Origin of the sequence: Sphingobium sp. UBA5915, assembly GCF_002431195.1 — a bacterium.
GTDB lineage: Bacteria > Pseudomonadota > Alphaproteobacteria > Sphingomonadales > Sphingomonadaceae > Sphingobium > Sphingobium soli.
The window spans coordinates 14,754-26,932 of record NZ_DJDV01000045.1 but is presented as its reverse complement, the minus strand read 5'-3'; the positions used below and the strand labels follow the sequence as shown (position 1 = coordinate 26,932).

Genomic DNA, 12,179 nt, shown 5'->3' with positions numbered 1-12,179 from the left:
TGCTTCACCGCCTTTCTCCTTTTCGGAGAAATGGATGGGTTGGCCAAATGATCCCCTTTGCGAGCGCGGGAATGAAGCCGATCAGGATATTTCTCTCCTGTGTCGAGTTCACCAGGATGAGAGGAACATATTAGCCGGGATTCACGCATGCGTGATGATGTCGAAGCGCTGACGCTCATGGCGGAGGAAATTTCGCTCCTCCGCGACCTTTCCACGCAGGGTAAAGGCGATCCAAGCTGGATTCTCGTCCGAGCCTGCGCAGATCATATGCGTGATATCATGGATCATTTTGCAGGCGATCAGGGGCATTTAAGCGGCGAGATGCCCTGGTGGCGCGCATTCCAGGAAAAGCCCTGACCCCCTTATACATCTGGAGCCGCAAATCAGGGATGCCTGGTTCGCGAGATCATGGATAAAATGTCTGAGCATGGGGTTGTAGCAAGATGCCGCTCGGCAGCCCCTCCAAATCCGTGAGGCCCAATGGCTCGCTCGCATCAGACCCACTTTGTGAAGATCCATTCCACGCAGTCCAGCGCCCTGAACAATGAACATGACAAGGCCTCACGGAGCGAGCTTGCCCGCAGGATTGCCCGGCTCGGCGAGGCAAGATTTGTCGATCATGACAGTTTGAGCGACCAGCAGCTTTCGGGGGGCGAGGCGGACACGCTCTTCATTCCGACAGGCACAATCGATCTCTCGACGGCAAGAAAACTGGGCATCCAGACTGAGAGCCAGATCTACGGTGGCGTCGTGCCGTTTCCCTTTGTCGGGAGCAAGGTCATCACGCATCCGGTCCTCGGGGACGACCCTGCAATTCCCGCCGGATGGCGCGCTGAACTGGGCTTGGCTCTTGCTCCTCACGTTCTTTCGGGCTGGTCGGCCTTCACTCTCGATGCGGTCCGCGCCGCCGCTCTTGATATGCTCGGACGCACGGCGATCCGCCTGAAGGAAGTCGAGGCCACTGCCGGACTAGGCCAGTTCGTCGCGACCTCGGTCAAGGAACTGGACGAAGCGATCGCCCAGCTCGACCAGGCTGCCATTTCGAGGCATGGCGTGGTGATCGAGGAGAATCTCGATGACGTTGTCACCTACAGCGTCGGCACGACGCGCCTGTTTGGCGAGGTGATTTCCTATTGGGGCACGCAGCGGCTCACCACCAACAACAGTGGCGCGACTGTCTATGGTGGCTCCACCCTTCATGTCGTGAGGGGCGGTCTGGACCGGCTTGCGAGCCTGGGTCTGGCTGACGAACTGCAGCAGGGGATCGATAAAGCGATCGGCTATGACGCTATCGTCTCACGATTCTATCCGGATTTGCTGGCGTCTCGCCGCAATTACGATGTCGCCGCGGGCGTCAATTCCTACGGGGAACGTCGCATCGGCGTGCTCGAGCAGAGTTGGCGCGCCGGCGGCGCGAGCGGCGCGGAGATCGCGGCGTTCGAAGCCCTGGCGCGGGATGCCGGCCGCTCGGCTGTGACATGCATGACGATGGAGATTTATGGCGAGGTCGATGCCGCTCCGGACGGCAGCATTATCTATTATAGCGGTGTCGACCCCGTGGCAGGACCGATGACAAAATATGCGATGGAGCTGGAATGACAGGCAGTCAGCTATGCTTTGACGTCGAGGGCGAGAGCCTGGAGGCAACCTTGTTGTCGCCCGACAAGCTGGTCCCTGGCATTCTCTTCATCCATGGATGGGGCGGTTCGCGCGAACAGGACATGGTGAGAGCCGAAGAGATCGCCCAATTGGGCTGCATCTGCTTCACGTTCGACCTGCGAGGCCATGCCAGACATGCCGAAGAGCGCAATGTCGTGACCCGGTCGCACGGTCTTGCGGACGTGACGGCGGCCTATGATTTTCTCGTCAGGCAGGACCAGGTCGACCCCTCGGCGATTGCGGTCGTTGGCACCAGCTATGGTGGCTATCTCGCGGCATTGCTGACTGCGGCTCGCCCGGTCAACTGGTTGGCGCTTCGTGTTCCTGCGCTCTATCCTGACGAACATTGGGATGTGCCCAAGGCAAAGCTCGACCGCGATCTCATCAATGCCTATCGGGCACACTTTCGAACGGGCCGGGAAGACAAGGCTCTGGCCGCTTGTGAGCGCTTTGCCGGCGATGTTCTGATCGTTGAATCGGAACATGACGATTATGTGCCGCACGCCACCATCAGCTCCTACATGTCGGCGTTCCACAACAGCAATTCGCTGAGTTATCGTATTCTAAAAGGCGCTGATCATTCGCTGCGGGATGAAGGCGGCCGACGGGCCTACAACCAGTTGCTGCTCACCTGGATAGAGGAGATGGTCCGAGGCGGCCGCCGCCCGTCATCGTCGGACGCCCAGGCAGAGGCGCAACTGCCGTCGCAGGCGAGAAAGCTCGTACAAGGCTGATCCTGTCCAGGCGGACGCGTTCTTGTAGCGACGCTTCGCCGTGGGGTGGCTCGTTGTTTCTGCTCGTGCGTTGATGCCGTAACAATGGGAGTAGACAGTCATGTCCATGTCGCTTGAAGACCTGTCGCGCAAAATGAAGGAGATCGATTTCGCGATGCTTGCTACCCATACGGGTGGCGGCGCGATCGGATCGCGTCCGATGAGCAACAACCGCGAGGTCGATTATGACGGTAGCGCCTGGTTTTTCACGGAGGAAACCACGCTCATGGTGTCCGATATCAAGGCCGATCCCGCAGTAAATCTAAGCTATCAGGGTAAATCGGGCTTGTTGGGACAACGTCCCTTCTTTCTGGCGGTGGAAGGGACCGCCATGCTCATCCGCGACAAGGCCCAGTTCGAAGCGCATTGGACGAAAGGCCTGGAACGGTGGTGGCCGCAGGGCACGCAGACGCCTGGCCTTGTCTTGATCCGGGTGATCGGCGAGCGCGCGCATTATTGGGATGGCGAGGAGGAAGGCGAGCTATTGCTGGAGGACGCTCACTGATGGCGTCAGATGAGAAGCCCTCGCCGCGCCGGCTCGCAAAGGCCGGCGCATTCATTTGCGGCGTCATCATCGCCCTGTTCATCATCATATTCGTCGCGAGGAATGTCTGGCATGGCGAGGAACTTGAGCAGGATCAGGCCACCGGCAACAACGTCGCGACCGAGCATACTGGCCCATCCTATAATCAGCAGCCTTGAACGGCGCGGGTTTCAGCGGAGCCTGGAAGCTGGGCCATGTTCGGGAGCCTAGCCTCTGCGAGCCTGCAGCGACATGAGAGCCTGAATGATCGCAAGATGGGTCAGTCCTTGCGGCATGTTGCCGAGATAGCGCCCGGACGCAGGGTCGATCATTTCAGGATATACGCCAGCAGTGGGCGCCAGCCCTCCAATGGCTTCGGTAAATGCCCTGGACGCCGCTTCAGGCTGATCAAGCAGAATTTTGGCTTCGACCATCCAGAAGGTGCAGGCGAGGAAGCAGCCTTCTTCCTTGTCGGCTCCGGAATAGCGATAATGATAGGGTCCACAGCCGAGCTCTCGATCAATCGCTTCGACCGTTCGACGCAGGCGATCCCGTCCATCGAACCCAAAGCGCACGGCAAGGGTGAGGGACGCATCGAGGCGATCGGTGCCCGGATAGAAGCTATAGGCGCCCAAGCTCTCGGACCAGCAATGCTCCGTTATCCAGGCCTCGATCCTGTCCCGTTCGCGTGACCAGCGATCGCGGCAGGTCGTCGGCAATTGTCCTGCGTCGGCCAGTTCAACGGCGCGAGCCAGGGCCTGCCAGCAACTGATTTTCGACATGGTATAATGCTGTTCTTCGGCAAGCTCCCAGATGCCGCTATCCTTCTGGCGCCAGATGTCCGCACATTGGTCGGCGAGATGGGCCAATATCTCTGCGCTGCGCGCGTCCAGGATATTGCCATGGTCTACGAAGCATGCCGCGGTCTCGAAGATATCGCCATATATCCCATGCTGCCGCTGATCCGTGGCGCGGTTTCCAGCAACAACCGGCTCTGAACGGTCATAGCCAGGCAGATCGACTGTCCGGACGTCTGAAGCTGCGCCGCCCCAGATCGAATAGCAGACGCGCGGCCCCACTTCCTCGATTTGCTTAAGCAACCAGGTCAGAGCAGCCTTCGCCTCCGCCTGGGCACCAACGCGCAGGAAGGCGTTGATGGTATATACCAAAGCGCTGGCCAAACAGCTGATCGAAAAGGGCATCCGGGCAAATGTGGTTGCCCCCGGTCCATTCTGGACGGTCCTGCAATCCAGTGGCGGTCAGCCGCAGGACAAGGTCACCACGTTCGGGGAGCAGAGCCAGTTTGGCCGCCCTGGTCAGCCGGTCGAGATCGCGCCCGTCTATGTGCTGCTGGCCTCGCAGGAGGGCAGCTATATCACCGGTGAAGTCTATGGCGTGACCGGCGGCGCAGGGATCGCCTGACGCAAGGATGGCCCCGCGTCACCGCGGGGCCACCATCCCAACAGAAATGGTTCTGACAGGATAACGCCGGGCCGCCACCTCAAGAAGGAGCGGCATGGCCAGAGGCCTTAGTCGCGAAGGCTATCGGGAACCACACCGCCATTTTCAGCGAGTTTCGTCATCACCGCCCTGTGCAGCGCGATATTCTGCTCGGCGCTGCCATCAGCGCCCTCATGGACAGCCAGTTCGTCGGCCAGTTCCTTGCGCGCCGCAAGGCTGGAATCAAGATCGAGCAGCTTCAGCAGATCGACGATCGAACTTTGATAATTTCCCCCGCCTCCCCTGGCGTCGGCCATGGCCGAGAGAACCGCGCCGACATCGACCTGCGGCAGCGAGGCTGCCTCAGGTGACGCGGTGGCCGCGGCGGGCGACGCAGCGGGCGTAGTGGCTGGCGGGGTCGGGCTGGCCGTCTGGACATTCGTGGCGGGTGCAGGAGCGCCATTGCTTGCCGTCTGGTCGTCATGACCAAAAATCTTGTCCCTGATCTTGCTGAAGATGCCCATGTGCCTGTCCTCCATGTGATGGTTCAATCATCACCAAACGGCGGGTGGCAAAGAAGGCTCCCATGGGAACGAGCTTGGACGCGGCGGGTTGACGTTCCGACAGAGGATGATCCGGGAGACGATCGATGAAGATGCAGTTCGCGACAGTGGCGATATCATTGGCAGCGCTGACACTTGGCGGATGCGGCAAGAAGGTCGATACGACGTCCAACAACGCCGCGGCAGCGCCGTTGAACAGTGTCAACGCCATCGAACCGGCGCCCGTTGCGGAGAGCGCAGGTCAGATGTTCGCCAATGCGGCAGCGGCGAGCGATACATTCGAAATCGAAAGCTCGAGATTGGCACAAGCCAACAGCCAGTCGGCGTCCGTAAAGAAATTCGCGGAGTCGATGATCAAGGCGCATACCGATTCAACGGCAAAGCTCGGCCAGGCTGCGAGCGCTGCGTCGCCAGCTATCGTGCCCAAGCCGCTCCTGTCCAGCGCGCAGCAACAGTCGCTCGACGCGCTCAAGGGCAAGAAAGGGGCAGACTTCGATGCCGCCTATATCGAAGCGCAGACCCGGGGACATCAGGAGACGCTCGACACGCTCAAAGCATATTCTGGCAATGGTGACGTTCCCTCGCTGAAGGAATTCGCTACCAAGCTTGTTCCCATCGTGACGGCACATCTCAACATGGCGAAGGGCCTTAAGTCCTGAGCGTACGTTCCTTTTTCAGAATCTCTGCGTGTACGGACGGGCCATGGCGGTGATCGCCAATGACCCGGCTCCCTGCCCCTTCGATCTTGCATGAGGCAGATCGAAGGGGCTTTTGGCCCTGCCAGCAAATGCCGCGTCGAGGATATCGCGCGTTCATCCTCATACCGGCCTGGACTGAAGGCACCCGACACGCAACGCTGCGACGCCTTCATATTCTCACATCAAGAGCGCCGGGCCAATCTCAGGCGGCCGCATCGCGGAGGATGCAAGATAATTCCTCTACCGAATAGGGTTTATGGAGAAGTGGAAATCCGTGCCCGCTATCTTCGGCCAGGGCATGGCTATAGCCGCTGGTGAGCACCGCCGTCTTGTCGGGCCAGCGCGCCCGGATTTTCTTGCCCAGCTCGACGCCATTCATGCCCGGCATGACGACATCCGAGAATATGATATCGACATCGTCATGAGCCATTTCCAAAATGGCGATAGCCTCGAGCGCATTGGCTGCGCGCTGGGTTACAAAGCCCAGATCGCCAAGCAGTTGAGACGCAAATTCACCGACCTGGTCATTATCCTCCACGATGAGAATGCTTGCAGCAGCCGCATCGATCCGCGGTTCCGCAACCTCCGCGCCCTTCTCGTCCAATGCGGTGACACGGCGAAGATACAGGCTGAACATCGTGCCTTGACCGACGTTGCTGACCACGTCGATCTCACCACCCGATTGCTTGGTAAAACCATAAACCTGGGAAAGGCCGAGGCCCGTGCCCTTGCCCACTTCCTTGGTCGTGAAAAATGGCTCGAAGATACGCTCCAGCTCCTCCGGGGGGATCCCGGATCCAGCATCGATCACCGAGACCTTCACATAGTCGCCCTTGGCAGCGGCATGTCCCCGACGCGCCGGAACACCATCGGCAGGCACGATCGCGATTTCGATGCGCCCTTCTCCATTCATCGCATCGCGCGCATTCACCGCGAGATTTACAAGTGCGGTTTCGAACTGGCTCGCATCGACTTCGACGCAGCAGCCTTCCCCTTCAGATGTAACGATGAGATCGACACGCGCGCCCACCACGGTCCTCAGCATGTCGGCCACCGCTTCCACCCGGGCGACAGCGTTGAAAATCTCGGGCCGCAGAGCCTGCCGACGGGCGAAGGCGAGGAGCTGCCCTGTCAGCTTTGCTGCCCTGTCTGCGGTTTCTGAAATGGCGTCGATATATTTTTGCTGCCGGTCACGCGGCAGTTCGCGCCGACCAAGCAATTCAGCCGAAGAACGAATGATCGTCAGAAGATTGTTGAAGTCATGGGCAACACCGCCGGTCAGCTGGCCGATCGCTTCCATTTTCTGCATCTGGCGGACCTGGTTTTCAGCCGCCAGCAATTCGCGTGAGCGTACCTCGATCCTGACTTCCAGCGATTCATTCAGCCTACGCAGTTCCTCCTCAGCGATGGTGCGGTCCAACAAGTCCGCTGCCTGGCGAGCAAGAATATCGAGGAGACGCAGGTCTCGCGCTGATGGCTCGTGCGGAACCGCCCAGTGGGTCGATATCATGCCAAGCAGCTTACCGCTGCGGGAAAGCAGGGGCGTCGTTTGCGCGGAGCGGATTCCAGCCTGGCGGAATGCTTCCAGATCCGAGGTGCCGCTAATCTCATCCCATTGTTCGTAATCGGGGATCACGGCCCGCTGCAGAATGGAAGCCGCAGTCCGTGCCCTGGATTTTGAGCAGGCGAGCCGCGTCCGAGACATGATCAGCCTGATCCGCGGCGGTGCCACAGTGACCGAGGCTGAGAGGGCGGACCTGTCGGGCGTCGAGCGTCAGCGCCCCGGCGCTATGGGACTCGGCACCAACCGACAGCAAGTGACGGCACCGGAGGGTTGGAAGCCCCCGGCCAAGCCCGACCCGATGACTGCGGGGCGGTCGTCGCGCAAAGGGCGCCGGAAGCCGTGACGGCAAGCGCGCGACACACGGTCTTGGAGCTGCTGGCCAAGCGAACGGCAGACGCGACCATGTGCCCGAGCGAGGTGGCACGCGCCATGACTGGATCGGAGGAGGCATGGCGAGACGCGATGCCGATGGTGCACGCCGCCGTTGACGCGCTGCTTGGCGAGGGCCAGCTCAAGCTGAGCTGGAAGGGGGCGGTGCTGACGGAGCGCAATGGACCGTATCGGATCGGGCGCAAGTAATGGCGCGGCTTTTGCTGCGGAACAGCCTATCCTGCCGGTCAGGACGATGGGAGCGGGCTTTGCATGCGGTATTGCGCCAGATGGCATACCGGGCCCAGCGACAGCGTCTGGTCGGACCGACGCGAGCCGCCCCTGCGCGCACCAATGCGGCGCTGATGGCGGCGGAGGTCTGAAGGCCGTTTAGCGCAGCGCTGCCCCACCGTCGCGGATCGTCGCGTCCAGCCCTCGGGCGCGCAGCCGCGCTTCGAGCTCCTTGAGCGCCTCATTCCTGCCCTGCGCGTCCGCGCCAAGGTCGATCAGCACGGACAGCCCGCCTTGCTGCGCATCGATCCGCACATGTTCGGCGCGCCACTGGTCGCCCGGCAGACTGAGGTGGGTGGAGGCCGATGACGGAACTCCTGCATCCATCCGCTGCACCCACATTTGCGCGCTCGCCGCCTCCTGCACGGCCGCGCCGGCAGGGGATGTCGCCACTGGCGCGCCCTGCGCCTCGCCCGTCCGCTGGAGTTGAGGTGCGAGCGCCTGGCTCACCTTGTCATCGCTCGGCCCTGACGCGGAGCCATGCTTTGCCACCCCCAGGGTCTGCGGCGACAATGCCAACGTCATGGCGGGAGCCGGCGCGGGCGCGGGGAGCGTCGCCGCTTCGTCCGCACCTTTCTGCTTGCGCAACGGCTTGCCCTCGCCGCCGCCATTCCTGGTCTTGCGCGCCAGCAGGTTGCGAAAACTTTCCGCCGCTTCGGAGCCGGCCGCGTCCTTGGCGACCGTATCCGTCCGCGTCCCTGTGCCCGTGCGCAGTGCCACCGGCTGCGGCGTTGTCGAGTCGATCGCCGCGCTCATGCCAGCATCGCCGGGATCGGGGCGGGACGCACCTCGTCCTCGGCGCGGCGGCCGACCTGGCGCTGCCAGCTTTGCACCGCGCGCTCCAGTTCCCCCAACATCGCATCATGCCGCGCCTGCGCGCGCAGCCATTCGCGCTTAAGCCGGTCGGCCAGCGCACGCGCCTCCGCCAGCGCCGCGCCGGCTTGGGTGCGTAGCAGCTGCGATGCCTCCGCTCGTGCGGATACGGCCTCGCAATGCAGCTGGACCAGCGGGTCGCAGGGCTGGCCGAGCCGCTCCGTCATCGCCGCCGCCCGGCTCGCCAACGCGTCGGCGCAGGCGCGCGCCGCCTGCTCCTCCTGCACCTGCGCGGCGACGATCGCCTGCCGCGCGGCCGCTACATCGTGCGCGCACCGCTCCAGGTCGCGCTTGCGCAGCCGGACGATGGTCTTGAGCTGGTCGATCTGGTCGCTCATCATTCAAATCCTCTCAGGATGGCGCGTGTCATCGGCAAGGACGCCGTTTCATGAGTCGATTGCCGCAGGAAGCCGTCCAGTTCGTCGCGCCGCGCGATGGCGCGGTCGGCCAATGCGTCCTGCCCCGGCTTATAGTCGCCGACCTGCAGCAGCAGCTCGATCTCGTCGAGCTTGGCGAGCATCGCGCGAAAGGACAGGGCGGCGCGGCGCTCGCCTTCCTCCATCAACTGTCCCATCAGCCGGCTCTGGCTCACCAATATGTCAATCGCAGGATAATGGCCGCGCGCCGCCAGCTTGCGTGACAGGATGACATGGCCGTCGAGCAGTGATCGCACTTCCTCGCCGACCGGGTCATCCTCCTCCTCCTCCAGCAGCACCGTGTAGATGCCGGTGATTTCGCCGCGGGCGTCGCATCCGGCCCGTTCAAACAGGCGCGGCAGTTCGGCGAAGACCGAAGGGGGAAAGCCGCGCCGCACCGGCGGCTCGCCCGACGCCAGACCGATCTCGCGCAGTGCGCGGGCGAAGCGGGTCACTGAATCCATGAGCAGCAGGACATGCTTGCCCTCGGCGCGAAAGCCCTCGGCGATGGCGGTGGCAGCATGGGCGGCGCGCGCGCGCTCCAGCGCCGGGCGGTCGGATGTCGATGCAATCACCACCGATCGCGCCAGTCCCTCGCTGCCCAGATTGTCCTCGATGAATTCGCGCACCTCGCGACCGCGCTCGCCGATCAGGGCGATGACAATAACGTCGGCCCGGGCTTGCCGCGCCAGCGTGCCGAGCAAGGTACTCTTGCCGCCGCCTGCCGCGGCAAACACGCCGATCCGTTGCCCACGTCCCAGCGGCAGCAGCCCGTCGATCGCGCGCACGCCCGTTTCCACCTGCCTGTCGATCCGCTGGCGCTCCATCGGATTGGGCGCGGCGGCATAGAGGGGCTGGCTGGCCGGCGTTTCGACCGGTGGCCGCCCGTCGAGCGGTTGCAACCGCGCGTCCAGCACCCGGCCCAGCAGCGCGCCCGACACCGGCACGCGGTCCTCGCCCACGCGCACCATCACTTCGGTTTCGCCCGACAGGCCGCGCAGGTCTCCCATCGGCGACAGGATCGCTTCATGTTCGGACAGGCCGACCACCTCGGCCAGCAGCGAATGGCGGCCCACCGGGCTCGCCAACTCGCAAATGTCGCCGATGCGCACGGTGACGCCGCTCACGCGGATCGCCGTGCCGATCGCGCCGCGTACCTTGCCACGCTGCTCGAAGCCCGGCCCGGCCTCCAGCGTGTCGAACAGGGCGGACAGGCGGGTATCAGAGCGCATCGGCCACCTCCCAGCGCGCGGCGAAGGATTGTATCTGTACGCCCACATCGGCGACGATCCGACCATCCGGGGCCGTTAGCCGGCACTGGTCGTCGGTTAGGCCTTCGCGCGGCCGCACCGCCAGTTCGACCGATGACGGCCGGTCGGCGAATGCGCGCTCGATATGCGGCTGCATCGCGGCGGACACTTCGACCAATATCGGTCCACGCGACCCCAGCGCTTCGACGGCGCGGCGGGCGATGCCGGCCATTCTATCCTCGGCGGGCAGCGCGCCGACCATCTGGCGCAGCGCCGCCAAGGCCAGCGCGGCGACATCCTCGTCGCGGCGGGCGGCATCGGCCTGCGCCTCCTCGGTCAGCGCGACGATCGCCTCGGCAAAGGCAGCGCGGCCCTCCTCTTCACCGGTGCGCCGGCCCTCCGCAGCCGCCGCCTCGCGCGCCTCGGCCAGGGCCTGTGCCTGCCTGTCATGCCAGCCGCGCACCGCGTCCAGCAGCGCGACGGCCTCGGTTATCGGCGCGCGCTCCTGGTCGCGCAGCAGCGGCTTGTCGCTCGCTAGCAGGCTGCGCCCATCGGCGTGGATCAGGTGAAAGGCCATGCGTCCAGTTCCTTGAGAAGCGCTTCGGCCTGGCCCAAGCGTTGGCGCGCCTCGGCGTCCGTGGCCGCCCCGCGCAGCAAGCGCTCGGCTGCATGAGGCAGCACCTCAATTGGGGGCAGTGGATCGCGACCGCCATCTTCCAGCATCCACAGCCGTTCCAGTACCGGCGCGCCCACCAGCATGGCGTAGCCGCGCAGGCGCGCGCCGTCGATCAGTCGCCCCAGCGCCGACTGCGCGCCGATCAGCAGCGCGACCGTCGCGACTCGCTGCTGCCGCGCGGGGGCCAGAGCCGGCCATCGCGGCAGCGCGCGCAACGTCGCAAAATCCGGTCGCGTCGGGCGACCAAGGCGCGCGCCACGAGTCATCGGCCAGCCGCCATGACGCGCCACCTGCGCCAGTTCGCGCCGCGCCGCCGAACCGCTGCTCATGCCTGCTCGCTCTCGACCCGTGCGGGGACCGCGACGGGGCGCCGCCGACGCCAGAACAGGGTGGCGAGCCCGCCCAGCCCGGCCAGCGCCAGCAGCAAGCGGCTTGCCCAGCTGTCGAAGCTCGCTACCAGCATCGACTGCTCGGGCGGCGGCGCGGCCTGGCTTGGCACCATCACCACCGACACCTTGTCATAGGCCAGTCCTTCGATGCTGTTGGTCACCAGCGACTTAATCGCCCCGGTCTGGCTGCGCAGGTCATAGCCGGGCTGATATTTGACGAAGATGGCGGCCGATGCGGGCTTGATTTTGTCGGACAGGGGGTCGGCTTCCGGCATGGCGAGATGGACGCGCGCCTGGACGACGCCGTCAATCTCGCTCACAGTGTGGCTCAGTTCCTGGCTCAACCCGTAGATCAGCCGCGCCCGTTCCTCCACGGGTGAGAAGACGAGCCCCTTCTTCTCGAACAGCGACCCCAGATTGGCGAAATCCTCGCGCGGCAGGCCCTTGGCCCGCAGCAGCTGGATCGCCTTGGAAAAATTGTCGGGGCTGACGGCGACGGCCCACTGGCCGTCCTTGTCCGCTGATTTGGCGGCATCGATATGCGCGTCGCGCAGCGCCGCGATCATGTCGTTGGCCTGACCCTCCTTCAATTGACCGTAGATTTCCTGGCTGCCGCAACCGGCCAGCGCCAGCGCGGCGACCAAGGCCAGGCCCGACCTTCCGATTCTGGGGATCACCGTCTCTCTCCTCTCAGT

General features: G+C 63.8%; 16 protein-coding genes and 2 pseudogenes. 9 read left to right on the top strand and 9 right to left on the bottom strand.

Features of this window, described 5'->3' with window-relative positions; genetic code table 11:
• Positions 1-147 precede the first annotated feature (147 nt).
• The 5 genes from B2V90_RS06425 (at position 148) to B2V90_RS06405 (ending at position 3,134) form a co-directional block, all read left to right on the top strand.
• Positions 148-357 carry a hypothetical protein gene (locus B2V90_RS06425; protein WP_137405537.1) on the top strand — a complete coding sequence of 70 codons (210 nt, stop codon included), beginning with the start codon at positions 148-150 and terminating at the stop codon, positions 355-357.
• Positions 358-507: 150 nt separating this feature from the next.
• Entirely contained in the window at positions 508-1,599 is a 1,092-nt protein-coding gene (locus B2V90_RS06420) for a DUF3182 family protein (RefSeq protein ID WP_228222846.1), read from the top strand.
• A complete protein-coding gene (locus B2V90_RS06415; protein WP_137405535.1) occupies positions 1,596-2,393 on the top strand; it encodes an alpha/beta hydrolase family protein in 798 nt (265 codons plus the stop codon). The genes B2V90_RS06420 and B2V90_RS06415 overlap by 4 nt, the downstream gene beginning before the upstream one ends.
• A gap of 100 nt (positions 2,394-2,493) precedes the next feature.
• Positions 2,494-2,937, top strand: a complete 444-nt coding sequence (locus B2V90_RS06410) for a pyridoxamine 5'-phosphate oxidase family protein (RefSeq protein ID WP_161731146.1) — start codon at positions 2,494-2,496, stop codon at positions 2,935-2,937.
• Positions 2,937-3,134 (top strand): hypothetical protein, encoded by a 198-nt coding sequence (locus B2V90_RS06405; RefSeq protein ID WP_137405533.1) that lies wholly within the window; start codon positions 2,937-2,939, stop codon positions 3,132-3,134. Before B2V90_RS06410 ends, B2V90_RS06405 begins: the two co-directional genes overlap by 1 nt.
• A 48-nt stretch (positions 3,135-3,182) precedes the next feature.
• On the opposite strand, the pseudogene B2V90_RS06400 reads toward B2V90_RS06405, so the two are convergent.
• A pseudogene (locus tag B2V90_RS06400) lies at positions 3,183-4,118 on the bottom strand (glycoside hydrolase family 15 protein); the annotation flags it as partial.
• On the opposite strand from B2V90_RS06400, the pseudogene B2V90_RS06395 reads away from it, so the two are divergent.
• Positions 4,114-4,377 (top strand): annotated as a pseudogene (locus B2V90_RS06395) (SDR family oxidoreductase); the annotation flags it as partial. The pseudogenes B2V90_RS06400 and B2V90_RS06395 overlap by 5 nt on opposite strands.
• 107 nt (positions 4,378-4,484) lie before the next feature.
• Here B2V90_RS06395 and B2V90_RS06390 read toward each other — a convergent pair.
• The gene (locus tag B2V90_RS06390; protein ID WP_161731144.1) at positions 4,485-4,919 is read right to left on the bottom strand and encodes a DUF3597 domain-containing protein; all 435 of its coding nucleotides are present in this window, start codon (positions 4,917-4,919) and stop codon (positions 4,485-4,487) included.
• A 125-nt stretch (positions 4,920-5,044) separates the two neighbouring features.
• On the opposite strand from B2V90_RS06390, the gene B2V90_RS06385 reads away from it, so the two are divergent.
• A complete protein-coding gene (locus B2V90_RS06385) occupies positions 5,045-5,617 on the top strand; it encodes a DUF4142 domain-containing protein (RefSeq protein ID WP_161731143.1) in 573 nt (190 codons plus the stop codon).
• A 241-nt stretch (positions 5,618-5,858) separates the two neighbouring features.
• Here B2V90_RS06385 and B2V90_RS06380 read toward each other — a convergent pair whose 3' ends face one another.
• Positions 5,859-7,292 (bottom strand): ATP-binding protein, encoded by a 1,434-nt coding sequence (locus tag B2V90_RS06380; RefSeq protein WP_293920418.1) that lies wholly within the window; start codon positions 7,290-7,292, stop codon positions 5,859-5,861.
• Between the two features lie 13 nt (positions 7,293-7,305).
• Between B2V90_RS06380 and B2V90_RS06375 the strand changes: the two genes are divergently transcribed.
• Positions 7,306-7,563: a UvrB/UvrC motif-containing protein gene (locus B2V90_RS06375; RefSeq protein WP_293920416.1), complete on the top strand. Its 258-nt coding sequence runs from the start codon at positions 7,306-7,308 to the stop codon at positions 7,561-7,563.
• Entirely contained in the window at positions 7,560-7,799 is a 240-nt protein-coding gene (locus B2V90_RS06370) for a DUF3253 domain-containing protein (protein ID WP_293920413.1), read from the top strand. Before B2V90_RS06375 ends, B2V90_RS06370 begins: the two co-directional genes overlap by 4 nt.
• 180 nt (positions 7,800-7,979) lie before the next feature.
• Here the strand turns inward: B2V90_RS06370 and B2V90_RS06365 are convergent, their stop codons facing one another.
• From B2V90_RS06365 to sctJ, 6 genes are read right to left on the bottom strand one after another with little or no spacing between them, the layout of a single operon-like run.
• Positions 7,980-8,636 (bottom strand): hypothetical protein, encoded by a 657-nt coding sequence (locus tag B2V90_RS06365; protein WP_293920410.1) that lies wholly within the window; start codon positions 8,634-8,636, stop codon positions 7,980-7,982.
• Positions 8,633-9,094: a hypothetical protein gene (locus B2V90_RS06360; protein WP_293920407.1), complete on the bottom strand. Its 462-nt coding sequence runs from the start codon at positions 9,092-9,094 to the stop codon at positions 8,633-8,635. Before B2V90_RS06360 ends, B2V90_RS06365 begins: the two co-directional genes overlap by 4 nt.
• On the bottom strand, positions 9,091-10,401 hold the full coding sequence (locus B2V90_RS06355; RefSeq protein ID WP_293920405.1) for a FliI/YscN family ATPase: 1,311 nt from the start codon (positions 10,399-10,401) through the stop codon (positions 9,091-9,093). Before B2V90_RS06355 ends, B2V90_RS06360 begins: the two co-directional genes overlap by 4 nt.
• On the bottom strand, positions 10,391-10,996 hold the full coding sequence (locus B2V90_RS06350; protein ID WP_009823049.1) for a hypothetical protein: 606 nt from the start codon (positions 10,994-10,996) through the stop codon (positions 10,391-10,393). Before B2V90_RS06350 ends, B2V90_RS06355 begins: the two co-directional genes overlap by 11 nt.
• Positions 10,981-11,424, bottom strand: coding sequence for a hypothetical protein (locus B2V90_RS06345; RefSeq protein ID WP_293920401.1), 444 nt, complete (start codon positions 11,422-11,424; stop codon positions 10,981-10,983). The genes B2V90_RS06350 and B2V90_RS06345 overlap by 16 nt, the downstream gene beginning before the upstream one ends.
• Positions 11,421-12,161, bottom strand: a complete 741-nt coding sequence (sctJ, locus tag B2V90_RS06340) for a type III secretion system inner membrane ring lipoprotein SctJ (protein WP_293920398.1) — start codon at positions 12,159-12,161, stop codon at positions 11,421-11,423. The genes B2V90_RS06345 and sctJ overlap by 4 nt, the downstream gene beginning before the upstream one ends.
• Positions 12,162-12,179: the final 18 nt, after the last annotated feature.